The organism is Streptomyces sp. NPDC002144 (assembly GCF_053593695.1).
Genome location: NZ_JBSFDB010000047.1, coordinates 28,667 through 53,438 on the forward strand (window position 1 = coordinate 28,667; position 24,772 = coordinate 53,438).

Genomic DNA, 24,772 nt, shown 5'->3' on the forward strand with positions numbered 1-24,772 from the left:
TGGTGGTGGTTTCTGCGGTGCGGGGCTGCGGCTCAGGCGGCGGGTGCGGGGACCTCGGCGATGCCGATCATCGATTCGGTGGTGACCAGGGCAGCGAGTTCCGCCTCGGTCATGCCGTCGGTTCCCGCGGGCCGCTGAGGAACGACGAACCAGCGCGAATGACCGCTGCTGTCCCACACCCGCAGTTCGACGGACGAGTCGAGGTCGAGACCCATCTCCTTGAGCACCACACGCGGCTCCCGGGCCGCGCGGGCGCGGAAGGTCGGGTCCTTGTACCAGTACGGCGGCAGGCCGAGCACGGGCCAGGGGAAGCACGAACACAGGGTGCAGATCACCAGGTTGTGCACGCCGGGGGTGTTGGCCACGGCCTGCAGGTGCTCGCCTTCGGCACCGTCCATGCCGACGGGGAGGTCGAGTTCCGCGACGGCGGCCGGCGTGTCCTTGACGAGCCGTTCGGCGAACTCCGGGTCGGTCCAGGCACGGGCGACGATCTTGGCCCCGTTGAGGGGCGTCATGTCGGTCTCGAAGTAGCCGAGCACCTTGTCGACGGTGGCGTCGGTGATCACCCCCTTCTCGATGAGCAGGGCTTCCAGCGCCCGCACGCGGGCGGCGCTGGTGGCTTCGCGGTCCTCGGGGTAACCGAACTGTACGGTCACTTCTGTTCCTCCGTAGCGGGGGTGAGGTAGGCCTGGTAGAGCTCGCCGCAGAGCACGGCGCCGGGTTCGGCGAGTTCTCCCCAGACGTCGGTGGGTTCGAAGCGGACGGCGTAGACGGGCATGGGCTCTCCGATGCCGTCGGGGCCGGTGGAACAGAAGTAGCCGTAGTTGCCTTCGAAGACGCGCTCCACGGTGCCGGTGCGGCCGCGTAGGTTGCCCGGCAGCCGGGTGTGTTCGGTGGGCGGTACGTCCTTGACGGTCACCCGGTCGCCGACGATGAAAGCCGGGGACTCGGCCGGACCCTGGCGGGGGGAGTCGCCCTTGCGCAGGTAGTGGATGACCTGGTCGTCGATGCGTTCATCCCCGCCCTCGGGAAGTCCGCGTCCCAGATCCTGAAGGTACTCCGCGGCCTTCGCCTCCAGCTCCGCCTCGGTGATGTAGCCCTGGGAGACGAAGAACCCGCTGATGCCGCCGAGCCACTTCTCGTAGTAGCGGTACTGGAAGTAGGCGAAGGGGTGCATCGCCTCGGCTCCCTTGCGCAGGTCCGCCCAGGTCCAGACGGAGGAGAAGGCGGTGGGCACGTCGTCGATCGGGTACTGCGGCACTGCGTCGCCGAGGTGGGCACTCAGACCCATCATCGCGACATGGATGCCGAAGATGCGCTGCTCCCAGTCCTCGACGAAGACGCGGGGTTCGTAGGTGACGGGGCCGAGGTTCTCCAGGCCCCCCAGGTGGTGCTGTAGTTTCACGACTGTCCTTCCGGGGCCGCTTCGGCAGCCCGGCGTGTGGTCATCGCGGCTCCCCAGTACTCCGAGGCGATGCCGAACACCGCGCCCAGGACCATGGCCAGCGCCGCGACGAGCGCCGGGTTGTTGAGGGATGCGGTGGTGATGCCGTGGCCGGTGGCGGACACTGTGCCCACCGTGGAGGCGAAGCCCCACACGATGGCTGGGATCTTCGAGAGAAGGGGAATCTTCGACGCCTGCACCATGGCTGCGCTGCCGACACCCACGGCGACGGCAGCGACGGCGGTGCCACCGCCCAGCCCATGGATGACCAGCAGGGTCGACGAGGCGATGACGATGCCGGTGAGGTTGGAGGCGATCGACCTCAGCATGCCGTCGGTGCCGGCTCCAAGGATGAAGAAAGAGGCCCAGGCGATGAAGATGACCCAGACCGGAATGGTGAGGACGGTTGCGGTCATCAGCGTGGCGACTCCTCCGAGTACACCGATGCTGATTGACAAAGCATCTAGCTGGCGCATGGCCAATACACTCCTCTGGCGCCGAGTTCTCAGGGTCGGCGGAATTAGTTGCCCCGAACACAGGCAGGCAGAGACTGGCCCAGATAATTCGAGAGTTTCGACTCTGCCGTGGATATTCATGCTGCTTCGGCGTCTGTTGCCGCATAGCTCCTGGCAGGGCCCTGGACCTGCGGATACCTTCGGTACCGATTGTGTCGGCATGGCGCGGTGAGACACCAACAGATTCCGGCCACTTCGTTTCAGGCGCATTAACCATGACTGAACAAATGATTTCCTGAGTTGACGTTCGCAGCCCCGCACTCTAAACACAAGAAAAGCCACCCAAGCCCCTTAGTGAGGCCATGAATGGCTGCGAAATCGATCTGAATGCTGGACCAGTCAGGACCTGACCGGGTTAATATTCCTTCAATTCGGATCCCGGATTACCGGGGCGATTGCTCGGTTCCACCTTCTCGCCCGGATGGACGGGGGCCAAGGGCCGCAACGGACATACCAGCCACGATTACGGACACGAGGGGAAGCCCCGCACTCCCCGGGAGGAGGCCCCACCATGAACCGGAGCATCGCGGCCGCGGACAGCGGTACCGAGCGCACGATGGTCTTCGTGCTGTACGACAAGGTGACGCTGCAGGACGTGGCGGCGCCGCTGGAGATCTTCGCCCGGGCCAACGACTTCGGGGCCCGCTACCGCGTGCTGCTGGTCTCACCCACGGGGCAGCCGGTCGGGACGACCGCTTTCACCCGGCTGAGTGCGGACATGCCGCTGGCCGACGCTCCCGACTCCATCGACACCCTCCTGGTGCCGGGAGGCGTGCCGGCCGACTTCACCTTCGCCCCGGGCACGCACGACATACCGGAGGAGCTGACCCCGGACACGGTCCCCGAGGCCCTGGCGGCGGTCCGCGAGCTGGCGCCGCGGGCGTCACGGATCGCCTCCGTCTGTACGGGAGCATTCGTGCTGGCCGCCCTCGGACTGCTCGACGGACGCCGGGCGACGACCCACTGGGCACACTGCGCGCGGCTCGCCCTGGTGTACCTCCGCGTCAAGGTCGATCCGGACGCGCTCTTCGTCCAGGACGGCCCCTTCGTCACCGGCGCCGGCATCAGCGCGGGCACCGACCTGGCCCTGGCCATCGTCGAGAACGACTACGGCACCGATGTCGCGCGCAGGGTCGCCCGGTGGATGGTCGTCTTTCTGCAACGTCCGGGCGGCCAGGCCCAGTTCAGCGTCTGGTCGCAGACAGGCGCGCCCACGACGCGCGGTCTGCGCCAGGTCCTGGACGCGGTGGTCCTCGAACCCGCCGCGGACCACTCGACTACCGCGATGGCCGCTCGCGCCGCCGTGAGTGAACGCCACCTGGCGCGGATGTTCCGTGACGAGGTGGGCATGACCCCGGCCCGCTACGTGGAGCAGGCCCGGCTGGAGGCGGCCAAGCTTCTCCTGGTGACTGGTGATGAGAGCCAGGAGTCCGTCGCACAGCGTGCCGGCTTCGGCTCCCCGGAGACGATGAGACGGATCTTCCGCCGCAACCTCGGGGTCTCCCCGGGCAGCTATCGCAGCCGGTTCCGTACCACCGGGATCGACGCTCCGGAGCCGGAGTCCGGTTAAGACATCGGATCCCGGGGGTCCGTTCGTCGCCGTCGCGTATCCGCTCGACGCGCAGGCTTCTCCGGGCCGAACCACGTGTCGGCCGGTGGGTCCAGCCAGGTCATCGAGCTTCCTCCCTGAAGGGGGGACCAGGCCGAGTGCGGTGAGGTCGGTGACGGGGTCGTCTTGTCACCGTCCCGCGCGCCACCCTCCGGCGCGACGAGTCCGTGACGGGCCAGGGCCAGGCAGGCATGGCGGACGGTCTTGTCGTCCCGGCGGATCCGGCCGGGACCGGCGAGGCGGTCCACTCGACGCGACCGGCTCGCACGTGACATGTGAGCACCAAATACCAAGCGGGTGGTACTCCATGACACGGCTTACTCGCGCTCGTAGGTCCCCAGCCCCGGGCGGTACGCCTTGTCGTCCAGGAATCCCTGCATGCCCTTGGTGCGGGCCTGCTCGTCGTAGAGGATCGCCTGATCGTGCTTCGCGTAGAGGAAGTCCTCCGCGGCCTCCCACGACATGAGTCGCGCGTGCCGGAAGCCAACCTTGGCGCCGCGTACAACCCACTGGCTGAGGCTGCTGAGCCTGCCGGCCAGTTCGATGGTCCGCGCCCGCAGTTGGTCCGCCGGAACGGCTTCGTTGACCAATCGCAGTTGCTCGGCCTTCCGGCCGTCGAACGGCTCACCCGTCATGATGTAGTACATCGCGTCACGCGTCGGGATCACTTCGGCCAACGCCCGCGTGACCAGGTTGCCCGGGGTGACGCCCCAGTTCACTTCGGACAGGCCGAACTGAGCGTCGACGGAGGCGATCGCGAGGTCGCATGACACCAAAGGGACGAAGGCACCGCCGAAGCACCATCCGTTCACCATGGCGATGGTGGGCTTGGGGTAGCTGATGAGCTTGTGGTGCTGCCAGTTGGTGCCTTGGCGCCGGACACGGTTCTGCACCCATCGCGGCTTGCCGTCGGTTTCCCGGAAGTACTCCTTGAGGTCCATGCCGGCCGACCAGGCGTCTCCCGTGCCAGTCAGGACGACCACCTTGACCCGGTCATCCGCCTCGAGGGCGTCGAGCACGTCGAACATCTCGACGTTGAGCGCGGGGTTCATGGCGTTGCGCTTGTCAGGACGATTGAAGTACACCCAGCCGATGCTGTTGTCGTCGATCTCCACACGCACGGTGTCACCGCCCGGGAGGTCCTGAGTGGTGTCGGTCAGTTCTGCAGTCATGGCTCGGACTCCTCTGTTGGTCTGGTCAGTCACGGTCGAAGGCGGCAGCGAGGTCGGTCGAGTTCAGCGTCCAGCCCAGCAACTGGAACGTGGCCAGCGTCGCGTTGTGCGCCGCGGCGACGGCGGCGCAGGCGTCCGCCACGAGCACGGTCCGGTAGCCCCGCTCGACCGCGTCACGTGCGGTGCTCTCGACGGCCAGGTTGGTGGCCACACCCGTCACGACGACGTTGACGATGCCCCGCGCACGGAGCATCAGGTCGAGTGCGGTGCCCTGGAATCCCGACAGACGCGTGTGCGTGACGACCGGCTCCTCCGCCTGCGGGGCGAGGTCGGGAATGATCTCGGCACCGGGCGTACCCTCCTGCAGGGCCCTGGCAGCACGCAATGCCTGGAACATCGGGGAGTTGGGGATCAGCTCGGGGTGTCCGGGCCGGAAGGCGGCCCGGACGTAGGCGACCATCGCCCCGTGCTCTCGTGCAAGGTCCAGCACGCGTGCCGTGTTCTTGACGAACTGCTGGCGGTTGGCCGCCTTCCCGAAGAAGACGCCGGCGGGTACGTCGGTCGACAGGATGTCCCTCTGATGGTGGATGTTGAGGATCGCCGTCGTGCCGGGGTCCAGCATCAGCGGGGTTTCAGGGGTACCGGTCATGGAGAACTCCGTTGCTGTCGAAACGAGCTGGGGCGAAACAGCTACAGGACCGAGGCTGACAACCCGGCGCATTCGGCCGCGGCGCTCTGGGCACTGATCAGAGTCGCGGACATCCACGGCCGGACATGACGCATCAACCGTCGGCCGCTTGCAATCTTGCCGAGACGGAAGCCCCGGTTCAGTGACTGCTCACGGCTCTCCGGACTCCCGTATCAGGATCCTTGACACTCAACCTGTATCAAGGATCCTGATATTATGTCAACCATGGATTCTCCCACTGAGGCGCCGAAGGCGGTACGTCCCCGCGTGACCTATCTGGTCAAGCGGCTGGAACTCGCGGTGCGCTCCCACCTGGATCAAGCGACGAGCGAGGTGGGCCTCACGACACCGCAATACGCCGCGCTCAGCTCGCTGCTAGTGAGGCCGGGAACCACATCGGCCGAGCTCGCCCGCATGTCCTTCATTTCGGCGCAAGCCATGAACGAGATGGTGGGCGCCCTGGAACGCAAGGGACTGATCCGGCGGGAGGCGTCGCCTCATCACCGGAAGCAACGTCGGATCTTCCTGACGGAGCACGGACAAGAATGCCTGCGTCAGTGCGAGGAGCGCGCCGACGAGGTCGAGCAGTTGATGTTCACCGAGCTGAGCGGGCATGAACAGCAGACCCTGGCCAGGCTGCTCCGGAAGTGTTCCGACGCGCTGACGCAAGACCGCGCCCCCGAGCGGAGGGCGAGCGCCGGCTCGCTCTCGAACAGCGTCGGGCGCCAGTGAGTCCTGATGTCCTTCTTCGACCAGGACGCGGGCCAGAGACGCTGTCCGGTCGGGACTTGGCTGCGGGCCCGCCGTTCCGGTAGCCCGTCGCACACATATCCCGAGTCAGCGTCACCCAAGGAAGTCGGATGAGTGCCGCTCAGGTAATACCCCCCCTGATCTTCTGCAGGGAAAGCGCGATCGCCCATCATCACCCTGAACCGGCCCGCGGCAGTGGACGTCGTCAACGCCAGGCGAGCCGCTCCGCCAGGAACCGGCGCCGCCACTTGCGGACGGTGTCGGCGGCCACCCGCAACTCTCGGGCGACCGCGACGATCGGCGGGATCTCCGGGCCCGCGCACGCCAGCACGATCCGCGCGCGCAGGGCAAGCGCCTGGGCCGACGACGCCCGCCACGTCCACCGCTCCAACACCGCCCGTTCGCCATCAGACAGCGCAACGGTTCCAGCTTCGGGCCCCGACGAGGAACTGACGCACCAGCAGCAGAAGTCACACAGCCAGAGCCTGTTCGGCCCAGATGGTCTTGCCGGTGTCGGAGTAGCGGGCGCCCCAGCCGCGGGTAAGCTGGGCCACCAGCAGCAGGCCGCGGCCGCCTTCGTCATAGGTGCGGGCCCGGCGCAGGTGGGGGGCGGTGTGGCTGGCGTCGGAGACCTCGCAGATGAGGTGGCGGTCGTGAATCAGCCGTAGCCGGATGGGCGGGACGGCGTGGCGGATGGCATTGGTGACCAGTTCGCTGACCAGCAGTTCAGTGACGAAGGATGCCTCGTCCAGGCCCCATGCCATGAGCTGGGCGGCCACGAGCCTGCGGGCCTCGGCCACGACAGCGGGGTCGGCGGCCAGCTCCCAGGAGGCAACCTGCCGGGCATCGAGCCCATGTGTCCGGGCGACGAGCAAGGCGATGTCGTCAAGACGGTGCTCGGGTGGAAGTGCCCCGACCACCGTTTCACAGAGTTCCTCCAGGTCGTCGACAGGCCGGGTCAGCGCCTTGCGCAGCCGCGCCTGCCCCTGGTCGATGTCCTCGTGACGAGATCCGATCAGCCCGTCGGTGTAGAGGGCCAGGACACTGCCCTCCGGCAGCGTGACCCTGATGGCTTCGAATGGCAGACCGCCCAAGCCCAACGGGGGGCCGACTGGCGCGTCCAGGATGTCCACGGTGCCATCAGGAGTGACAACAGCCGGCATGGGGTGGCCCGCGCTGGCCAGTGTGCACGTTTGCGAAACCGGATCGTATACGACGTACAGACAGGTGGCGCCGAGCCCTCCGGCGGTCTCGGCGGCCTGGTTCGTAGACGACGCGCTGTCGGTATCCGCTTCCTCCGCCAGCCGGACGACCAGATCGTCAAGGCGGGTGAGCAGTTCCTCGGGCGGAAGGTCGACGTCGGCAAGGGTACGGACGGCGGTGCGCAGCCGTCCCATGGTGGCAGCCGCGTGGATCCCGTGCCCGACCACGTCACCGACGACGAGCGCGACCCGCGCGCTGGACAGCTGGATGAGGTCGAACCAGTCGCCCCCCACTCCGGTGAGCGCCCCGGCGGGCAGGTACCGGAACGCAACCTCCACGGCGGCCTGCCGCGGGAGCCGCTGTGGGAGCAGGGTCGTCTGCAGCGTCGCCGCGGTGTCGCGCTCGTGGGTGTACCGGCGGGCGTTGTCTATGAACACGGCGGCCCGGCTCGTGATCTCCTCGGCCAGCAGCAGGTCGTCCTCGGTGAAGGCCTCCGGCCGCCGGTGGCGGATGAAGACGGCGATGCCGAAGGTGCTGTCGCGAGCACGAAGGGGAACGGCCATGAGGGAGTGGACTCCGGACGCGCAGGCCTCGGCATCCCGGCGCGAGTGCCCTACGGGCCAGTCGGCGTCAGAGGGGTCGTACACTGCGCGAAGTACGGCCCGGCCGGTGGCCAGGCACTTGGCCGTCAGGGAGTCTGGACGGTAGATCTCCACTTCACCAAGGGGTACGGCCACCAGAACGTCCGGAAGTACTGCCTGGTGGGCCACTCGACGCAGACGGACCGCGCTCGGCCGAGCAGTCTCGGCGGCCGAGGCCAAGTCGGGGAGCAGGTCGACGGTGGCGAGGTCGGCGAACTCCGGGACGGCCACGGCCGCCAGTTCCTGGGCCGTGCGGGCCACGTCCAGGCTGCTGCCGATGCGGACGCTGGCGTCGTTGAGCAGTTGCAGTCGCTTGCGCGCCCAGTACTGCTCGGTCATGTCGTGGCTGATCACCCCCACACCGCATGCGGCGCCGTTCCCGTCCCGCACGGGGAACGTGATGGTGGACCAAGCATGCTCACGGCTCTCACCGGGGGCCTGCGAGTAGGTCTCCAGATACTGCGGCTCGTCTGTCCCCAACGCTCGTTCCATGGCCCGCTCCGCCCGTTCGAGGTCCGGGTGGAGGTCGAACTCCGAGAGCCGTAGCCCGCGCATCTCGGCCTCGGTGAGACCCAGGGCCCTCTCGGCGTAGCTGTTGACCCGGCGCAGGCGCAGATGCAGGTCGAACAGACCCATCGAGCAGCAGGGCGACTGATCGAAGATCCACGTCGAGAGCGGTTCGTCCTCCGGTGTAGCCGTCCCGGCGAGGGAGGAGACCACGAACCAGTCCGGGCCCTTGTCCGTCCCGGTCCGGCGATGGGTGAGAAGGCCGACCTCCACCCCGTGCCCGTCCCGGTGCCGCAGCCGTGCCCGGCCGCTCCACCTCTGGAGAGCCTGGATCTCACGCAGCGTCTCGGAGGAGAGATCCTGGTCCAGAAGGCAGGCGGCGGCCATGCCGACGATCTCGGCCGGTGGGTAGCCCAGCAACCGCCGGGCGCCCTCACTCCAGCCTGTCACGATGCCCCTCTGATCGACGACAGCACGGGCCGCGCCATCGTCAGCCGATACGCGGTTGGATGGGATCGGCCGCTCGGCGCCGGGTACCCGTCGCTGCTCCATCGCTGTCTCGCTTCCGCCGGGGTTTCCGGGGACTTCTGCCTGCCGACGCCGCCTTGGGTGTTGGCCTGACCGGATACGTCCATAGTGCTACGCCCGCCCCGAAGGCACCTGGGGACTGGGGGCAGCCAGGAACCCCTGACCACTTGGTCTGTACCCATACCGCCCACGGCTGTCGTACGTCGCAAGGCGCGGCATGCCGTCCCGTACACCGGTGCCCTGGCCCAAGAGGCGCGCCGGGTTCCCCGTACCGCGGGGAGCACCCATCGTCGCCTGCCGCCCCGACTGCGGGCCCGGCCTCAGCGGCCATTCGCCGCACCTGTCGCAAGCAGTCCGCCGACCACGATGGCCGCCAGTGACCGCGCCGTGTTCGTGAGCTGTTCCGGCGAAGCAGGCTCGGGCCTGCCCAGGCGCCGCGCCAGCGGCACTTCCACCATTCCCGATACGGGAGGGACGACTGTAAAGAACAGCACATCCATCGAAATCGGCGCCATACGTCCAGCAGCGACGAGTCGCTCGATGTTCGGCATCATGAGCTGCAGGATCGGAACGATGTAGTGCTCGTACAGGTAGTCCAGCCGCTCGCTCTCCAGCGAGAACTCGTTGACGAAGATCAGTCCCACCAGCGGCGCGTCGATCGCGGCCTGGTAGAAGCCCGTGATGGTCTGCCGCAACTGCTCGGCGTCGTCGAGCGAGGCACTGACCCGGGGCAGGCTCACCAGATACGCACCCAGTGCGTGATCCACCACAGCACGCCAGAACGCCGCCTTGGATCCGTACCGGTCATTGATGAAGTTGTGGCTGACGCCCAGGCGACGGGCCAGTTCCCGGGCGGAAGCACGCTCGTAGCCCAGCTCCGCGAAGGCCTCAAGCCCGCGCTGCAAGACGCTCGCCTCGCCCGGCATCGCGGGCGTGTCCGCGCCGGGGCGCCCCGGCCGTCGAGCTGATTCGGCCCCTGCTCTCACCGTTACCTCCAGGACTGTTCTCCTCGTGCCTGCGAAGCACGCGGCGGGGCGGACGAAGCCTGCGGCCACCTCATGTCCCGAGCAGTTTACTTGACACCTGTCAGAACCAGGCTAATCTGACAAGTGTCAGACCATGCCGGTGACGTCTGGCGGCGGCCCGGAAAGCCGCTTGCCCAGGACAGGCGCCGATCGGCGCACGAGCATCTCCTCCCCCTGCACCTGGCGGCCCGGACCGCCGCACCTGCTCGAAAGCGAGAGGCCCCCATGACCGCGAACCACAAACCTGGCAGGACGTCCCAACGCCTGGTCGACCTGGACGCGGAGCGCCATCGCCACGGTGTCGACGTCGACCGCGTGGCGGCCCTGCTCACCGTCGGGGACCCCCTCGCCGACGCTGCCGTCGTCGAACTGGACCGGTATGGCACCCCAGCTCGGCACGCCCTCGCTACCGGGCTCAGGCGCGGCCTTACGGCTCTCGGCCCACGGCCCCCCATAGCCATCGCCGCGCTGCTCAAGCAGCTGGAGGCCACGCCTTCCCATGTCGACCCCCTGATGCTCCACAGGGGCGATGCAGTCAGCCTGTCCGTACCCCCCATGTGGTTCGAACTCTGCTCGATCACCAGTGCGCTCGCCTACATCTACCGGTCTCCGGCCGTGGCACGAGCACTGACCGGCACAGGCGGGCCTGCGGATGTGGCAGTACGACTCGCGGAGACCGGGATGTGGGCGCGGCGGACCATCCAGCCGGGAGGGCTGTTGCGCGGAGGCCCCGGTTACGTGGCCACCGTCGAGGCCAGGCTGGTGCATGCCCGGATGAGGGCCACGGCTCTCGCGGACTGGAACAGGGGCGTGCGGGGCCTGCCGGTCGGCCATCTCGACATGGTCCGCACCTGGCTCGGCTTCACCCTCGTCGCGTTCGAGTCCCTGGCAACCGTCGGTATCGACATCAGCTCTGACGAAGAGCGCTCCCTCTACCAGTACTGGTCGTACGTCGCCCATCTGTTGGGGCTCGACGAAAGCCTGAGCAACGGCCTGGTGGACCACGACGGCGCGCGCCGTCTGCGAGGCCTCCTGGACGCGACGACGGCGGGATGCGACGAACACTCGACGGCTCTGACGGCCGCCATGATCGACGCGCAGTCCCACGCGATGGCCGGCGCGCCCGGTGCCGTCCTGTCCGAGGAGCAACTGCGCCAGCTCATCGTCAGCGTGCTACGGCAGTCCTTCGGGGACCAGTGGGGAGAAGACCGCCAGGGCATCCCTGGCGCCTCCGCCGCGACCGACCTCATGCCGCTGATCAGCCACCTCAACCGCCAGGCGCGGTACTGGCAGACCTACTCCTCCGGCTCGGCCTGGGAAGCCCGACGCCGACTGCTGGAGGAGTCAGGTCAGCAACCGTGGGCAGCCACGCGTTCCTGTGGCTTTTCCTGCCGTCGTCATACGGCGGCCGACCGCCCGGAGTTCCGGGCGGCCTGATCCTCCCCTCCCCCGCGCCACCTCCCGTCGCCGACCGGTCACCGTCGGCGCCCGGAGGCCGGCCGGATCGTGTGACGAGCTCCAACGACGCAGCCGTCCCGCACCGCACCACCAAACCCTCTTGATCTGTTCCACTCGTCTGGAGTTCTCGTCATGCCCGAACCCCTCGTGGACGCAGCGCACACGGCCACCGTGTCCGCCCTCCCGACTCGTGATGCACCGCCTCGCCACCGCTGGTGGATCCTCGCCGTCATCGGCGTGGCCCAGCTGATGGTCGTCCTGGACGCGACCATCGTGAACATCGCCCTGCCCTCCGCCCAGAAGGACCTGGGCTTCTCCGACGGCGACCGGCAGTGGGTCGTCACCGCCTACGCCCTCGCCTTCGGCAGTCTGCTGCTGCTCGGCGGCCGTATAGCCGACCTGTTCGGCCGCAAGATGACCTTCCTCGTCGGCCTGGTCGGCTTCGCCGGAGCCTCCGCCCTAGGCGGCGCGGCAACCGGCTTCGACATGCTCATCGTCGCGCGTGCCGCGCAGGGTCTGTTCGGCGCGCTGCTCGCACCGGCCGCTCTGTCCCTGCTGACCACGACGTTCACCGATGCCAAGGAACGCGCCAAGGCCTTCGGTGTGTACGGCGCCATCGCCGGTGCCGGCGGTGCCATCGGACTCCTCCTCGGCGGCGTGCTCACCGAGTACCTCGACTGGCGCTGGACCCTCTACGTCAACCTCGCCTTCGCCGTCGTGGCCTTCGTGGGCGGCGCCCTCCTGCTCCAGCGCACCACTCGCGACAAGACCGCCACCATCGACATCCCCGGCGCGATCCTCGTCGGTGGCGGCCTGTTCAGCCTCGTCTACGGCTTCTCCAACGCCGAGTCCCACGACTGGAGTTCGCCGGCCACCTGGGGCTTCCTGGTCGCCGGGACCCTGCTGCTCGCCGTGTTCACCTGGTGGCAGACCCGCACCACGCACCCCCTGCTGCCCCTGCGCGTCCTGCTCGACCGCAACCGCGGCGCGTCCTTCATCTCCGTCCTGATCACCGGCGCCGGCATGTTCGGTGTCTTCCTCTTCCTCACCTACTTCCTCCAGCAGAACCTGGGCTACACCCCCATCAAGACCGGGCTTGCCTTCCTGCCCATGGTCGCCGGCCTCATGCTCGCCTCCACCCTCGCCACCACCATGCTGATCCCCCGCATCGGGCCGAAGGTGATCGTGCCCCTGGGCATGGGGCTGGCCGCCTCCGGCATGGTCTGGCTGACCGGCCTCGACCTGAGCAGCAGCTACGCCACGGACATCATGCCGCCGCTGGTCGTCGCGGGCCTCGGCCTCGGCCTGGTGATGGCCCCCGCCATGAGCCTGGCCACCGCCGGCGTGGACGCACACGACGCCGGCGTCGCCTCCGCGGCCGTCAACACCATGCAGCAGGTCGGCGGCTCCCTCGGCACCGCCCTGCTCAACACCCTCTCCACCAGCGCCGTCACCACCTACCTCGACGGCCGAAACCCCAAGGACCCCGCCGTTCTCGCCCAAGCCAGCCTGGAGGGTTACTCCACCGCCTACTGGTGGTCCGCGGCCTTCTTCGCCGTCGGCCTGGTTGTCAGCATCGTCCTCTACCGGCGCGGAGTACCTGAGCAGGACCCCGACGCCGCACCAGTCGTCCACATGTGAGACCCGGACAAGGGCCGCCGTGTCCCTACGTCCATACCGGGTGACAGCCGGAAACTCCAACGGTGTCCAGGGGCGCACCGACCCGATGTACCGGGTCGGTGCGACCTCGTTCCGCGAGCAGATGTGCGTCACGGAGGGGGCGCCGCCTCCGGCGAGGGAATGAGCTCGTCGTGGTGGCGCGCGGTCAGGGCTGGGCCTGCCGGTCGGCCGGTGGCCGGCCGTAGATCAGCTCCAGTGCCGCGTCGCTCCAAATCGACCAGCACGGTGTCGGGCACGTTCGTGATACCGAGGAGCCGCATCATCACCCGGCAGGGCAGGAGCCGCGCGTATGGGCGGCGAGGTCGACCTGACTCATAGCGCTCTCGCAGGCCGGTCAGCATCTCGCGCGCCGTCCGCTCGACCAGCGGTACGGCCGCGGCCATGCAGTCGGCGTTGAAGAAACGCGTGACCAGCCGGCGGAGGCGCGCGTGGCTCTCGCCACCCGTTGTTGGCGAGCGCGGGCGGCAGCCTGAAACCCGCCCGTGCCAGCGCGCGCAGCGCGGGCACGGGCAGGGGGGTGATGGCGTGCAATCGGTTTCCGCAAGTCCCGCCTGACGCCCTGGGAACTGGCCGACGACTATCTCTACGCCAAGCTGGAGCCGTCGCAGTTCCTCGACCGCGAGAGCGGCCGCAAGGCCGGCCTGGAGCAGTTCCTCGACGACAAGTCCTACCGGCCGGGCCTCGCCGCCTACGACCGAGGGAACTCCGTCCAGCCCTGAGTCACCTCCGAAGTTGCTCTGTGTGCCAAGCCACTTGAAGGAGTTCTTCCGCATTCGACCGGTACGTTCGTTCGAGAATATTGAAGACCTGGCTGCAGATGTTGCGCTTGAGGCACCGTTGTGCATCGCGGGGGCCTTTGCCCTAGCTGGCGCGGCGGGCGACGTACGTTTCACGGTCCAGGTGATCAGGCCCTTGGCATCGGCCTCGGCCTGCAGCTGAGTGACGACCCGGGCCCAGGTGCCATCGCGCTGCCAGCGCCGGAACAGGTCATAGGACCGCTCCCACGGCCCGTAGCGTTCCGGCACGTCACGCCAGGGGGCACCGGTTCGCGTCCGCCACCGTATGCCGTCTATCGACTGCCGCCGCGTCCATACCGGCGGACGGCCCGACTTGATGCCTCGAGGCAACAACGGCTCAAGTCGGGCCCACTGGCCATTCGTCAGATCCCCACGCCCCATGCGACATGATCATCAACGAACAAGATCCGCTTTCGCAACAGACCCTAGCTCCCGACCATCCTGACGGGGGAATTGCCGGCCTAACGGCCGTGTGCTCAGCTGCGCAATGAGGTGATCTCGTTGGAGACGATTGACGGCCAGCGGCTGAGAATCCGAAGGATGCGACCGTGAGCCTCGGCGCTGACGGCTTGGACGCGTGCCGATGCCGCCGCGCCATCTCCACGGCGCACGATGTCGATCCACTCGTCGTCGGCGTCAAGGGCGGGCAGGGGGACGTCTGCCTCGGACACCAGGACCCATACCCGAGCCATCTCGCTCCGAATGCGCGCGTTGATGGCGATGAGGTGGGCGTTGTCAGTGGCGGCCGCGAAGAGGTCGAACAACTCGGCGTCGAGCTCGGTCATCCGCAGGATGCGATCGCGACCGTCCGTGGGCCCCGACTTGCGCAGCTCGATCATCGCCGTGAGCGCGGCCACCGCTCGTTGTCGCTGGTCGGTGTTCGCCTCACGCACGCCCTGGAGAGCGATCGCAGGGCCGACGATCTGCCAGATGGCGAAGAGATCGTCGACCGACTTCAGGGTGAGCGGCGCGACCTGGTAGCCCTTGCGCGGCAACGTACGTACGAGGCCCTCGTGGTCGAGGCGGGTCAGCGCATCGCGGATGGGCGCCATCCCGAACCCGGTGCCGTCGCAGAGCGCACGCTCCGTGAGCCGCTCGCCCGGGGCCAGTCGACAGGACACGATGTCGGAGCGCAACCGCTGGTAGGCGGCCTCACCCAAGGACGTGTGTTGTGTCGCGGGGACTGACACGATGGCTCGCTCCTGTAGCTCGTCCAACCCTGTGAAATACCACTGTTCCCAGACTACCGCGAACTGAGTGGGACCTGCTGGGATCATCCGGCCAAGATGTCCCGGGATCACGGTCGCAGCGGTACGACCACATCCCGGTGCTCGTGCGGTTTCTGAAGGACACGTACGGCAAGGGCACGAGACGTCTCGACGAACCTACGGGTGACCTCTGCGGCCAAGGTACCGTCACGGCGGTCGACGGCCTGCTGCCAGCTGATGCGCGCGGTCTGCAGCACGCCCTGGTCAGAGGCGGCCAGGAGGAGGACGGACCATGCCCGCATCATCGTGTCCTCCAGCGACCGGTAGACCTCCAGCAACCGTGGGTTGTCGCTCGCGAGCGCGAGGAGATGGAACATCTCGTCGGCCAGGGCCAGAGATTGTCTGATGCGGTCATGGGCGGGGGCCATGCCGAGGACCTGGTCCAGTTCGGCCGTCAGCCGCCTCAGCGCGTCCATTTGCTCGGCCCCGGCTCGGGTGACGCCGAGCCGGGTTATCTCCGGACCGAGCAGTGTCCAGACGCCGAACAGGTCGTCGACCGCCTTCATGGTGAGTGGGGCGACTCGGTAGCCGGTTCGGGGTCTCACCTGCACCAGGCCGTCCTGTACGAGCCGGTTCATTGCGTCGCGGACGGGAAACAGACCCAATCCGAGCTCCGCAGTGATCTGCCGCTCGGTGAGCCGGTCGCCGGGACCAAGCTCGCAGGTCAGGATGCGATCGCGCAGCGTGTGATACGCCGTCGTCGACGAAGCGCCCCCCGTGCTCGTCCTCCACACGCCCGCCATGGCCCAGCCTCTCTGCCGGTCGGCGCCCCAACCCGGTCGGGCCCGGTGGTTCATCGGCCGATCCGACAGGTGGAACTTGCTGCACGCCAGGCTAGGACCACGGACAAGAAATGTCACGACTCCGTGAAGTGCCTGGCGGTCGGCGACTCGCAGAGCGCCTCGGGTTCGGCAGCTGCGGACAGATGAAGGACATCTGTGCCGAGCAGCGGGCCGGCCGGAACCAGTTTGGCCCGCGCCTGCCCGACAGCCGTCAGGCACGCCTGCAGGTGTTGCGGCATTCGCCGACGCCGCTGATCCGGGTGACGACCTCTTCGCCGTCGGTGAGGAAGCGCTGTGGCGACAGCGCGAAGCCGACGCCGCTCGGTGTACCCGTCATGATCAGGTCACCGGGCTCGAGTGGCAGGATGGTCGAGATGTAGGAGACGAGTTCCGCCGGTCCGAAGACGAGGTCACCGGTGGTGGCCTTCTGCATCGTCTTGCCGCCTACTTCACAGGTGATCTCATGGGCCGGACCGGCCTCGTCGGGGGTCACGAGGCAGGGGCCGACGGGAGTGGTGCGGGCGAAGGTCTTGCCCTGCAGCCACTCCGTAGTACGCATCTGCCAGTCGCGCGCGGAGACGTCGTTGGCCACCGTGTATCCGGCGATCGCCGACTTCGCCCGGGTCTCGTTCACCAGGTACGCGTTGGCGCCCACGACTACGCAGAGCTCGGCCTCCCAGTCCATCTGCTCGGCCACATCCGGGAGGCGGATGTCGTCGAAGGCGCCGATCAGCGCCGGCGCGAACTTGGCGAACAGCGTCGGGTACTCGGGAAGCGACTGACCGACCTCAAGAATGTGGGCGCGGTAGTTGAGGCCCACACAGATGATCTTCGAGGGCCGCGGTACCAACGGCGCGTAGTCCAGCGCCGCTGTGTCGTGCAGTGCGCCGGTGGCTTCCTCCGCCCTCTGCTGCCAGTCCTCGTGTCGCAGAAGGGTGCCGACATCGGGAAAGCCCAACTCGACGGCCGCCGTGTCGTCCACCCGGACCGCTTCGGTCCGTCCGTCCACGCGCACTGTGGCGAGCTTCATGTGTTCGTTCCTTTCAAGGGAGGGTTGCCGAAGGAATACGCTCCAGACCCGTGGCCATGCCCGCTGCGGTCACACAGCTCTCGCGGCACAACGACCGCACCGAAGCCCTACTCGGTCGACTCACGCCGACGTCTCGACGAGCGATGCGTGGGTTCCGAAGACTCGGGCGTGATAGGTCAACGGCGGGCTGACCTCCGAGTCGGCGGCGCGGACGAGGCCGAGGACGATGACGTGGTCCCCGCCCGTCACGAGGTCTGTGACGTCGCAGGCCAGGAATCCTCCTGCCCCAGGCAGCCGCGGGACACCGGAATCCGCATACCACTCGACGCCCGCGAACTTCTCCACGCCCTTGCGAGCGAACCTCAGGGCCAGGGCCGACTGGCTACTGCTGAGAACGTTGAGTCCGAAGGTGCGGGTTTCACGAATCACCTCCAGCAGGTTCGAGGAGCGGTCGAGTGAGACGAGCACCATAGGCGGGTCCATGGAGAGGGAGGCGAAGGCGCTGACGGTTGTGCCGTTCGGCAGGCCGTCGGCCATCGCGGTGACCACGGACACCGGAGCGCACACGCCCGCCATCACCTCGCGGAACGCGGAGCGCAGAGGCATGCTGCTCGCTGCGTCGGGACGGGGCTCCGTTTTCGTCATGAGGTTCTCCAATGGCCTTCTCTACTGAAATATCTTTAGATCTGTTCTCGTCACAAGCCCCGGCGGCGACTGGTGACGGCCGGCACTCGGATCCCGGCTGGGGGGTCAAGATCCTGGTGATCCGCTGCCCGCGGCAACGTCAGCGGTCGAACCGCTCGCTCGTCGAAGCGGGGTCGCATCGGCCTTGCGCACGTCGCTCTTCGGCCCCTGGCCGCCGCGTCGGCGGATTCGTCAATGGGTCGTCCCGACGCGCTCACCTTTGGCAGCCCGCTGCTCGGCGGACGCACATCCGACCTGTGCGGCCGCAAGATGACCTTCCTGGTCAGCAACCTCACCCGCCGGATGCGCACCCGGCCTGACGAAACCGAACTGCTGCTGGAGTGTAAGTACTGTGTCAGTCGGCGTTCGGCGTCCCCGGCCGGGTACCGAGCCCCGATACGAAGGTCCGGACGAGCGCGACGAACACGTCAGGCACGGTGTTCTGAAGGTCGTGCGTGCCCTCGGGAACGATTCGGAAGTCGGCCTGCGGAAGGACCTCGCGGAAGGTCTTCTCCTGAGTGGGATGCAGGAATTCGTCGTCCTCCCCGAGCAGTGCCAGTACCGGGGTCGCGTGCTCCCGCAGCGCTGCGATGGCGGTGGCGGCCGGGAAGTCCGGGGCGGTCCAGCGGAACATGGCAAACCTGTTGGCCATCTGAGCGGCCAGGTAGTCTCTGTCGGCCCAGGGCTTCTTCGGGTGCGTCGGCGGCAAGGGGATCTCCGCGCCCGGGTCGACCGGCGGTGCAATGAGGTCCTCGGCGGTCGAGGGTCCCATCGATGCGTCAAGTACGACCCCCAGTACACGCTCCTTCTCCTGGGCGGCGAGGTAGAGGGCGTTGATGCCGCCCATCGACGTGCCGAGCACGACGAAGGGCCCGTCGACGAGCTTGGTGGCGGCCTCTGCGAGGAGCGTGCCCAGTTCGCTCTGCGCCATGGGGCGGTTCAGGTCCGTCTTGCCGCCCCAACCCGGGGGGTTGATCTCGATGACCCGGTACTCGGCAGCGAGGAGGTCCTTCGCCGTGGACATCTCCAGACCCGCCGAACCGGGCAGCGAGACGATGGTTGCCCGTGGACCGACGGGGCCTGCCTCCGCGTAGTCCAGGGTGAACTCACCGGCGTTGACGACGCCGCGGCGGAATGCGGCGCCGGGGGCTTCAAACATGTTTATCTCCTGTTCTCGTCATCCCGCAGGACGATCGACCGACCTCGTCGATGACGCAGATCGGGGTGTCACCGACGAGGGACACACTCGGTGGACTTGCGTGCACCGCCGTTCACGTGCGCCGATCGGGTGCGGCGGACGGCTGTGAACGCATGGGTTCCGGGGGCAGCCCGGTCGGTTCGTGTCGGGCCCGGTGGACGGCGCCCGCCAGTCATCCGATCGACAAGAGGCTGTAGGGACCCCACACCATGTTGTCGGGGGCGCCCATCAGCTCCCACGCCACGTCGGGGTAGACCGAGTCCTGGACGATGATGTGCTGGCATCCCGAGAGGGTGTCGCGCACCCAGCGCTGGAGGCTGCCGGCGCGCAGCGACGTACCGCTGGCCTTCGCAAAGACGAACTCGGCCGCATCGCGGGCGACCTGGTGCAGGTGGACCATCGCGGCTCGCAGCTCCGTCAGGCTCCGGCGGGTGACCGGCCGGCCCGCCTTCAACAGCGCGTCGGTTGCGTCCCATGCCTCGTACACGTACGCACGTGCGCTGCGCACAGCCACCTCCTGCCGCGCCATCTCGGCCCGGAACACGACGTTGTCGGCCAACTGCGTGCCCCGCGAGCTCGGGCGGTGCGCGAAGGCGGTCAGTTCGTCGAGCAGGCGCCGGCTCGCGCCGAGCCCGAAGGCGGTGTGCAGCATGAAAATGCCGATCATGAACCCGCCCGCCTGTTGCCGGCCGGGGATCGCCAGATCACCGAGGATGTCGATGGCGAGGTTGTCGGGAACGAAGACGTCCTCAACGGCGAAGTCGATGCTTCCCGTGGCGCGCAGCCCGAGGGTGTCCCAGTTGCCCTGCGGCTTGATGTCCGAGCCCCGCACCGTGTACATGCGCATAAGAGGGTTGCCCAGGGGGTCCTTGGCTGGCCGGCTGTCGGAATCCAGCTGGACGGCGTTGCAGAGGACGTAGTCCGCCTGGAGGTCGCCGCTGCCGAAGGACCAGGCGCCTGACAGACGGAAGCCGCCCTCGACCGGCATCGCGCGCCCGCTCGGTGCGCCGGACGAACCGAACAGTGGCTGGCCTCCTCCCAGAAGCTGGCGCGCTACATCCACCTCGTAGTAGGGCAGCGTCAGGCCGGAAATCGACCAGATTCCGCCGATCCAGCTGATCGCGCCATCAATGCGGCCGAGGCGCTCCAGGACCGCCAGTGCATCCCTCGGGAACATCCCGAGCCCACCCAGGGACTCCGGTATGAGCAGCGACGGGATGTTCGCTTCGCGGAGCAGCTCGAGGGTTCGTTCGCTAAGCTTGCCCGCCTGCTCGTTACCCGGTGCCTCCTGCTCCAGCGCCGGCGCCAGCTCGTCCAGCTTGGCGATCAACGGGGCAACGAGTTGCCTGCTCCGTTCCGCCTCTGCGTCCAGGAGCGGAGCGACTCCAGACGTTGCCATGGCTTCTTCTTCTGTCGTGGTCATGTAGGTCCTCCCGGGCGTCCCCACCCAGAGAAATTTCAGCCTTGTTTCTGCAATATCCACTGCACGGATGCCCTTGTCAACCGATCAACCCAAGGACGGTTGCAGTCCGACGCCGAACGCCGGGTCCACCCTCAGCAGAGGGACGAGAAGGGTGTTTTCCCAGCTCCCAAGCGCGTACGGAGCAAGCCGGCATGTCTCCGCGGGAGCCCCTTGGGCGAGCGTCGGCGGACGAGGGCTTGTAACGCAGTCGACACCCGTTGCTCTTATGACATTTCAGAAGCTATGTTAGGACGCAGACCGTACTCGCCCTGCGCACCGGCCTGAGCCGCCCGCCGTTTCCGGCTCGTGACGTGCTGCGGTCCTCACCCCGATTCTTTCGGCCACCCCGGAGGCCACATATGGCTCGTATGCAGTACATACGCCCGTTCGACGAGGCCAAGACCTTCGACACCGGGTTCCCCGGTTACCGGGCACAGTTCGTCTCGCACCTCGAGAGCGCGCTGATCGTCGCCAGCCACATCGAGTCCGGCGGTTGCGGGCCCGGCCTGCACTACCACCACAGTGACCAGCTGTACTACCTGGTCCGCGGATCGATGAACGTGCGGCTCGGAGACGAGACGCACAAGATCGACGCCGGGACCCTCGTGTTCATCCCGGCGGGGCTGGCTCACTGCAACTGGAACGACGGGCCGGACACCGAGACCCACTTTGAGATCATCGTCCCGGCGCCCACACCGGGAGCCCAGATCGCGCTGCTCGTCGACTCCCCGGAGGACGTTCCGGCCGAGCGGCGCAACGACCGGCCCGGCTTTGTCGAATCGGTCGACCTGACCTGCATCGCCGAGCCGATGCCCGGGTTCAAGATCCTGCCGCTCGCCGACCCCGCGTCCGGCTCGTCGAACACTGCAATCAGTTACGCCGAGTTGAGCCCCGGCAGCGCCGGTCCGGGTACCCACGTCCATGAGTTCGACCAGTACTACTTCGTCCTCGAAGGTGAGCTGACGGTCGAGGTGGCGCTGGAAAAGCATACGGTGGGGCCGGACACCCTGGTCATCCTCCCCGCCGGAGTTCCCCATCGGCAGTACAACGGCGGCGACTCGGTGGAGAAGCACCTGACGATCCTCGCCCCGGCACCGGAGGCCGAGCGCCCCTGGGACCGCGGAGTGGAGTTCCGCGTCAACGGTGAGGATCACGTCGGCGTCACCACGGCCGACCACAAGCTCGTCCCGGCGTCATGACGGGGCTGTATCGCGGTTACCGGCCGCGGCCACCGGTACTTCCGCTCAAGCGCGGCACGGTCGACTTCACCGACGAGGCCGGAGTCGGCGCAATGCTCCAACTGGTCGGTGGCGCCGAACTGCCCCCGGTGGAGCGCACGGCCGCCGAGCCGTTCACCGGCATCACCACGGACGGACGGCCGGTGCAAGGGCTGTTCCTGCTCGGCGACGAGGGTGCGCGGGGGGCCGAGGCCGCCGAGGCCGCCCACGCGTACCTCGCCGGTCTTGACGCGCGGCAGCGGCCCAAGGCGGCACTGCCGGTGGACGCAGCTGAGTGGCAGATGTGGAGCAACGCGATGCTCACCTTCCCCGAGCACGGGCTGCTGCTCACGGAAGTCACCGACGGCCAGCGCAAGGCCGCGCTGGCGATCATGGAGGCGTCGCTGAGTTCAGCCGGCTACGAGCAGGCGCGTGAGGCGATGAAGCTGAACGCTGCGCTCGGGGAGCTCGTCGGGGCCTACCCTGACACCCTGACCGAGTACTGCTATTGGTTCACCGTCTTCGGTGAACCGTCCCCGGAGGGCCCGTGGGGCTGGCAGCTCCAGGGACACCATGTCGACCTGCACTGTCTGTTCCTCGGCGGTCAGGTCGTGCTGACACCGGCCTTCGTGGGGGTGGAGTTCGACGGCGACAAACTGTTCACCGAGCACCGGCGCCGGGCCCGGGAGCTGATGGACTCGCTCGATGCCGCCCAGCGCGACCGTGCTCTGCTCTACGGGTCGATGCTCTCCGCCGACCTCCCTCCCGAGCTGGCTGGTGTGGTGGACGGCCGGCACAAGGGTGCCGCGGGCCGGGACAACATCGTCCTGCCGTACGTCGGACTGCCCGGGGAGAACCTGCGGCCCGGGCAGCGCGAGCTGCTGCTGGCGTTGGCCGACCCGTATCTGGCGAACCTGCCGGATGGACCGCGGGCGCATCGACGGGCCCAGGTCGAGCGCTACCTCGACGAGACCCATCTGGGCTGGATCGGCACGTGGGAGGAGGGAGCCCCCTTCTACTACCGTCTCCACAGCCCGGTCCTGCTCGTCGAGTACGACAACCACCCAGGCATCTTCCTGGACAACGACGAGCCCGAGCCCTTCCACGTGCACACCATCGTCCGCACACCGAACGGTGGTGACTATGGCAAGGACCTGCTCAGCCAGCACTACGCGCAGCACCATCACTGAGGATCGGCCGACGCGTCGGGTTCCCGTGATCCACCCGGTTGCGCGTCGAACCCGTTCGGGAAACCTACGGCCCCCTCTTGGCTGACACTCTGTCGGCCGGCCGCGTTCAGACAGTGACGCGAGGCACCGCAACGATGCGACGCAGAAAGCGAGTTCTCAGGTGAGCAGATACCGCAGCCGCCCGTGGCTTGCCCGTTATCGCGAAGGCCAGCCGGCCGACATCGAGCCCGAGTGTCACACCATGCTGGAGGTGTTCCGCGCCGCGGTGGAACGGGCACCCGGCCACGTCGCGCTCCGCTACTTCGACGGTGAGTTCACCCTCGGACAGCTCGACCACGCCTCCGACGCACTGGCGCTCGCCCTGCTGGAGGAAGGTTTCCAGCAGGGCGAGCGGCTGGCCGTCTATGTGCAGAACAACCCGGGATTCGTCATCGGGCTGCTCGGCGCATGGAAGGCCGGCGGCAGTGCGGTCGCGATCAACCCCATGAACAAGGGCCGCGAACTCGGCTTCCTGCTCTCCGACTCAGGTGCCACGGCACTGCTGTGCCTGGACAGCCTGTACCCAACTGTGGCGCGGGACGTCATCGCGTCCGGGCGGACGAGCGTGGACACCGTGATCACCACCTCGGAGCTGGACTGGCAGACCCGCGACGACACGCGTGTGGTGCAGACGCCGCGCCTGCCCGTCACCGAGGGCACTCTCGACCTGCTTTCCATTGTGTCCGCCCACGATGGGCGCAGCCCCGATGTCGCACCCCCGAAGCCGGACGACGTCGCGGTGCTGACCTACACGTCGGGGACCACCGGCCGGCCGAAGGGTGCGATGAACACCCACGGCACGATGGTGCACGGCTGTTACAACTTCCGCGACTGGCTCGGGCTCACCTCGCACGACAGTGTGCTCGGCATCGCCCCGCTGTTCCACATCACCGGGCTGGTCGGCCATGTCGGGCTGTCCCTGCTCTTGCCATGCCCGCTCGTGCTCGCGCACCGCTTCCATCCCGCCGTCATGCTGGATGCTCTGCGCGAGCACAGACCGACCTTCACGGTCGCTGCCATCACCGCGCTCACCCGGCTCGCCGAAGACTCCGACCGACCGGCGGAGGACTTCTCGTCCCTGCGCATCGTGTACTCCGGAGGCGCGCCGATCGCCCCCGCCGTCAACGAGGCCTTCCAGGCCAGGACCGGGATCTATATCCACAACATCTACGGTTTGACCGAGACGAACTCTCCCACCCACGCCACGCCGCTGAACACCGCGGCACCCGTCGACCCCGCCTCGGGGGCACTGTCCGTCGGTGTGCCGGTCTTCGGCACCGTTGCCCGCGTCCTTGACGAGGACGGCCGGGAGGCCCCGGTCGGCCAGGTCGGCGAGATCGCGATCAGCGGGCCGCAGGTCATCCCCGGCTACTGGAACCAGCCCGAGGTGTCGGCCGCCGCGTTGCCGGGCGGCGAACTGCGCACCGGCGACGTGGGCTTCATGGACGAACAGGGCTGGTTCTACCTCGTCGACCGTAAGAAGGACATGATCAACGCCTCCGGGTACAAGGTGTGGCCACGAGAAGTCGAAGACCTGCTGTACACCCACCCGGCGATCCGGGAAGCAGCCGTCGTCGGAGTTCCCGACCCCTACCGCGGCGAAACCGTCAAGGCCTTCGTCTCTCTCCACCCCGGGGCGACGGCAACGGCGGAAGAACTCATCCAGTACGGCAAAGACAACATGGCCGCCTACAAGTACCCGCGCCTGGTCGAGATCGTCGACGAACTGCCCAAGACCGCCACCGGCAAGATTCTGCGCCGCGAACTCCGCGAGAGAGCACCCGAGAAGGACGCGACCTCGCGACCAAGGTGAGAAGCGCCCCTCTGCTCGACTCCTCAACCACGTTCGCAGGACGTCGGTGATCTCCAACTGGCGGTCTGGGAA

Annotated in this window: 22 protein-coding genes; 7 read left to right on the plus strand and 15 right to left on the minus strand. The window is 67.8% G+C overall.

The window, feature by feature from the left end; translation table 11 throughout:
• Window positions 1-32: 32 nt before the first annotated feature.
• From nthA to ACWCQ1_RS41875, 3 genes are read right to left on the minus strand one after another with little or no spacing between them, the layout of a single operon-like run.
• Entirely contained in the window at window positions 33-656 is a 624-nt protein-coding gene (nthA, locus tag ACWCQ1_RS41865; RefSeq protein WP_451028828.1) for a nitrile hydratase subunit alpha, read from the minus strand.
• The gene (gene nthB, locus ACWCQ1_RS41870) at window positions 653-1,405 is read right to left on the minus strand and encodes a nitrile hydratase subunit beta (RefSeq protein WP_451028829.1); all 753 of its coding nucleotides are present in this window, start codon (window positions 1,403-1,405) and stop codon (window positions 653-655) included. The genes nthA and nthB overlap by 4 nt, the downstream gene beginning before the upstream one ends.
• Window positions 1,402-1,920: a DUF1097 domain-containing protein gene (locus ACWCQ1_RS41875; RefSeq protein WP_451028830.1), complete on the minus strand. Its 519-nt coding sequence runs from the start codon at window positions 1,918-1,920 to the stop codon at window positions 1,402-1,404. Before ACWCQ1_RS41875 ends, nthB begins: the two co-directional genes overlap by 4 nt.
• A 550-nt stretch (window positions 1,921-2,470) precedes the next feature.
• Between ACWCQ1_RS41875 and ACWCQ1_RS41880 the strand changes: the two genes are divergently transcribed.
• Window positions 2,471-3,529, plus strand: coding sequence for a GlxA family transcriptional regulator (locus tag ACWCQ1_RS41880; RefSeq protein WP_451028831.1), 1,059 nt, complete (start codon window positions 2,471-2,473; stop codon window positions 3,527-3,529).
• A gap of 356 nt (window positions 3,530-3,885) precedes the next feature.
• Here the strand turns inward: ACWCQ1_RS41880 and ACWCQ1_RS41885 are convergent, their stop codons facing one another.
• Window positions 3,886-4,683 carry a p-hydroxycinnamoyl CoA hydratase/lyase gene (locus tag ACWCQ1_RS41885; protein WP_451028832.1) on the minus strand — a complete coding sequence of 266 codons (798 nt, stop codon included), beginning with the start codon at window positions 4,681-4,683 and terminating at the stop codon, window positions 3,886-3,888.
• An 82-nt stretch (window positions 4,684-4,765) separates the two neighbouring features.
• Window positions 4,766-5,389, minus strand: a complete 624-nt coding sequence (locus ACWCQ1_RS41890) for a cysteine hydrolase family protein (protein WP_451028833.1) — start codon at window positions 5,387-5,389, stop codon at window positions 4,766-4,768.
• A gap of 306 nt (window positions 5,390-5,695) precedes the next feature.
• Between ACWCQ1_RS41890 and ACWCQ1_RS41895 the strand changes: the two genes are divergently transcribed.
• On the plus strand, window positions 5,696-6,160 hold the full coding sequence (locus tag ACWCQ1_RS41895) for a MarR family winged helix-turn-helix transcriptional regulator (protein WP_451028834.1): 465 nt from the start codon (window positions 5,696-5,698) through the stop codon (window positions 6,158-6,160).
• Between the two features lie 223 nt (window positions 6,161-6,383).
• Here ACWCQ1_RS41895 and ACWCQ1_RS41900 read toward each other — a convergent pair whose 3' ends face one another.
• The 3 genes from ACWCQ1_RS41900 to ACWCQ1_RS41910 form a co-directional block, all read right to left on the minus strand.
• On the minus strand, window positions 6,384-6,572 hold the full coding sequence (locus ACWCQ1_RS41900; protein ID WP_451028835.1) for a hypothetical protein: 189 nt from the start codon (window positions 6,570-6,572) through the stop codon (window positions 6,384-6,386).
• A 76-nt stretch (window positions 6,573-6,648) separates the two neighbouring features.
• Window positions 6,649-9,081, minus strand: coding sequence for a SpoIIE family protein phosphatase (locus ACWCQ1_RS41905; protein WP_451028836.1), 2,433 nt, complete (start codon window positions 9,079-9,081; stop codon window positions 6,649-6,651).
• Window positions 9,082-9,377: 296 nt separating this feature from the next.
• Window positions 9,378-9,983: a TetR/AcrR family transcriptional regulator gene (locus tag ACWCQ1_RS41910; RefSeq protein ID WP_451028837.1), complete on the minus strand. Its 606-nt coding sequence runs from the start codon at window positions 9,981-9,983 to the stop codon at window positions 9,378-9,380.
• Window positions 9,984-10,307: 324 nt separating this feature from the next.
• On the opposite strand from ACWCQ1_RS41910, the gene ACWCQ1_RS41915 reads away from it, so the two are divergent.
• Together ACWCQ1_RS41915 and ACWCQ1_RS41920 are read left to right on the plus strand one after the other, a co-directional pair.
• Window positions 10,308-11,519 carry an oxygenase MpaB family protein gene (locus ACWCQ1_RS41915; protein ID WP_451028838.1) on the plus strand — a complete coding sequence of 404 codons (1,212 nt, stop codon included), beginning with the start codon at window positions 10,308-10,310 and terminating at the stop codon, window positions 11,517-11,519.
• Between the two features lie 153 nt (window positions 11,520-11,672).
• Window positions 11,673-13,181, plus strand: coding sequence for an MFS transporter (locus ACWCQ1_RS41920; protein ID WP_451028839.1), 1,509 nt, complete (start codon window positions 11,673-11,675; stop codon window positions 13,179-13,181).
• A 128-nt stretch (window positions 13,182-13,309) separates the two neighbouring features.
• On the opposite strand, the gene ACWCQ1_RS41925 is transcribed toward ACWCQ1_RS41920, so the two are convergent.
• From ACWCQ1_RS41925 to ACWCQ1_RS41955, 7 genes are all read right to left on the minus strand, one after another.
• The gene (locus ACWCQ1_RS41925; protein WP_451028840.1) at window positions 13,310-14,398 is read right to left on the minus strand and encodes a transposase; all 1,089 of its coding nucleotides are present in this window, start codon (window positions 14,396-14,398) and stop codon (window positions 13,310-13,312) included.
• Between the two features lie 95 nt (window positions 14,399-14,493).
• Window positions 14,494-15,177, minus strand: coding sequence for a GntR family transcriptional regulator (locus tag ACWCQ1_RS41930; protein WP_451028841.1), 684 nt, complete (start codon window positions 15,175-15,177; stop codon window positions 14,494-14,496).
• 137 nt (window positions 15,178-15,314) lie between these two features.
• Window positions 15,315-16,082, minus strand: coding sequence for a GntR family transcriptional regulator (locus ACWCQ1_RS41935; RefSeq protein WP_451028842.1), 768 nt, complete (start codon window positions 16,080-16,082; stop codon window positions 15,315-15,317).
• A gap of 196 nt (window positions 16,083-16,278) precedes the next feature.
• The gene (locus ACWCQ1_RS41940; protein WP_451028843.1) at window positions 16,279-17,097 is read right to left on the minus strand and encodes a fumarylacetoacetate hydrolase family protein; all 819 of its coding nucleotides are present in this window, start codon (window positions 17,095-17,097) and stop codon (window positions 16,279-16,281) included.
• A gap of 120 nt (window positions 17,098-17,217) precedes the next feature.
• Window positions 17,218-17,742 (minus strand): flavin reductase family protein, encoded by a 525-nt coding sequence (locus tag ACWCQ1_RS41945; protein ID WP_451028844.1) that lies wholly within the window; start codon window positions 17,740-17,742, stop codon window positions 17,218-17,220.
• Window positions 17,743-18,136: 394 nt separating this feature from the next.
• Window positions 18,137-18,940, minus strand: coding sequence for an alpha/beta fold hydrolase (locus tag ACWCQ1_RS41950; protein WP_451028845.1), 804 nt, complete (start codon window positions 18,938-18,940; stop codon window positions 18,137-18,139).
• Between the two features lie 211 nt (window positions 18,941-19,151).
• Window positions 19,152-20,402: an acyl-CoA dehydrogenase family protein gene (locus ACWCQ1_RS41955; protein ID WP_451028846.1), complete on the minus strand. Its 1,251-nt coding sequence runs from the start codon at window positions 20,400-20,402 to the stop codon at window positions 19,152-19,154.
• A 398-nt stretch (window positions 20,403-20,800) separates the two neighbouring features.
• On the opposite strand from ACWCQ1_RS41955, the gene ACWCQ1_RS41960 reads away from it, so the two are divergent.
• The 3 genes from ACWCQ1_RS41960 to ACWCQ1_RS41970 all read left to right on the plus strand — a co-directional run bounded on the left by ACWCQ1_RS41960 (window position 20,801) and on the right by ACWCQ1_RS41970 (window position 24,700).
• On the plus strand, window positions 20,801-21,640 hold the full coding sequence (locus ACWCQ1_RS41960; RefSeq protein WP_451028847.1) for a cupin domain-containing protein: 840 nt from the start codon (window positions 20,801-20,803) through the stop codon (window positions 21,638-21,640).
• A complete protein-coding gene (locus tag ACWCQ1_RS41965; protein ID WP_451028848.1) occupies window positions 21,637-22,848 on the plus strand; it encodes a DUF3500 domain-containing protein in 1,212 nt (403 codons plus the stop codon). The genes ACWCQ1_RS41960 and ACWCQ1_RS41965 overlap by 4 nt, the downstream gene beginning before the upstream one ends.
• Before the next feature lie 241 nt (window positions 22,849-23,089).
• Window positions 23,090-24,700, plus strand: coding sequence for a class I adenylate-forming enzyme family protein (locus ACWCQ1_RS41970; RefSeq protein WP_451028849.1), 1,611 nt, complete (start codon window positions 23,090-23,092; stop codon window positions 24,698-24,700).
• Window positions 24,701-24,772 lie beyond the last annotated feature (72 nt).

What these genes read in the sequence shown, in the direction of transcription:
- ACWCQ1_RS41875 (WP_451028830.1), bottom strand. Translation starts at nt 1,920, where the DNA reads ATGCGCCAGCTAGATGCTTTGTCAATCAGCATCGGTGTACTCGGAGGA.
- ACWCQ1_RS41880 (WP_451028831.1), top strand. Translation starts at nt 2,471, where the DNA reads ATGAACCGGAGCATCGCGGCCGCGGACAGCGGTACCGAGCGCACGATG.
- ACWCQ1_RS41890 (WP_451028833.1), bottom strand. Translation starts at nt 5,389, where the DNA reads ATGACCGGTACCCCTGAAACCCCGCTGATGCTGGACCCCGGCACGACG.
- ACWCQ1_RS41905 (WP_451028836.1), bottom strand. Translation starts at nt 9,081, where the DNA reads ATGGAGCAGCGACGGGTACCCGGCGCCGAGCGGCCGATCCCATCCAAC.
- ACWCQ1_RS41910 (WP_451028837.1), bottom strand. Translation starts at nt 9,983, where the DNA reads ATGCCGGGCGAGGCGAGCGTCTTGCAGCGCGGGCTTGAGGCCTTCGCG.
- ACWCQ1_RS41915 (WP_451028838.1), top strand. Translation starts at nt 10,308, where the DNA reads ATGACCGCGAACCACAAACCTGGCAGGACGTCCCAACGCCTGGTCGAC.
- ACWCQ1_RS41920 (WP_451028839.1), top strand. Translation starts at nt 11,673, where the DNA reads ATGCCCGAACCCCTCGTGGACGCAGCGCACACGGCCACCGTGTCCGCC.
- ACWCQ1_RS41925 (WP_451028840.1), bottom strand. Translation starts at nt 14,398, where the DNA reads ATGGGGCGTGGGGATCTGACGAATGGCCAGTGGGCCCGACTTGAGCCG.
- ACWCQ1_RS41935 (WP_451028842.1), bottom strand. Translation starts at nt 16,082, where the DNA reads ATGAACCACCGGGCCCGACCGGGTTGGGGCGCCGACCGGCAGAGAGGC.
- ACWCQ1_RS41940 (WP_451028843.1), bottom strand. Translation starts at nt 17,097, where the DNA reads ATGAAGCTCGCCACAGTGCGCGTGGACGGACGGACCGAAGCGGTCCGG.
- ACWCQ1_RS41945 (WP_451028844.1), bottom strand. Translation starts at nt 17,742, where the DNA reads ATGACGAAAACGGAGCCCCGTCCCGACGCAGCGAGCAGCATGCCTCTG.
- ACWCQ1_RS41950 (WP_451028845.1), bottom strand. Translation starts at nt 18,940, where the DNA reads ATGTTTGAAGCCCCCGGCGCCGCATTCCGCCGCGGCGTCGTCAACGCC.
- ACWCQ1_RS41955 (WP_451028846.1), bottom strand. Translation starts at nt 20,402, where the DNA reads ATGACCACGACAGAAGAAGAAGCCATGGCAACGTCTGGAGTCGCTCCG.
- ACWCQ1_RS41960 (WP_451028847.1), top strand. Translation starts at nt 20,801, where the DNA reads ATGGCTCGTATGCAGTACATACGCCCGTTCGACGAGGCCAAGACCTTC.
- ACWCQ1_RS41965 (WP_451028848.1), top strand. Translation starts at nt 21,637, where the DNA reads ATGACGGGGCTGTATCGCGGTTACCGGCCGCGGCCACCGGTACTTCCG.
- ACWCQ1_RS41970 (WP_451028849.1), top strand. Translation starts at nt 23,090, where the DNA reads ATGCTGGAGGTGTTCCGCGCCGCGGTGGAACGGGCACCCGGCCACGTC.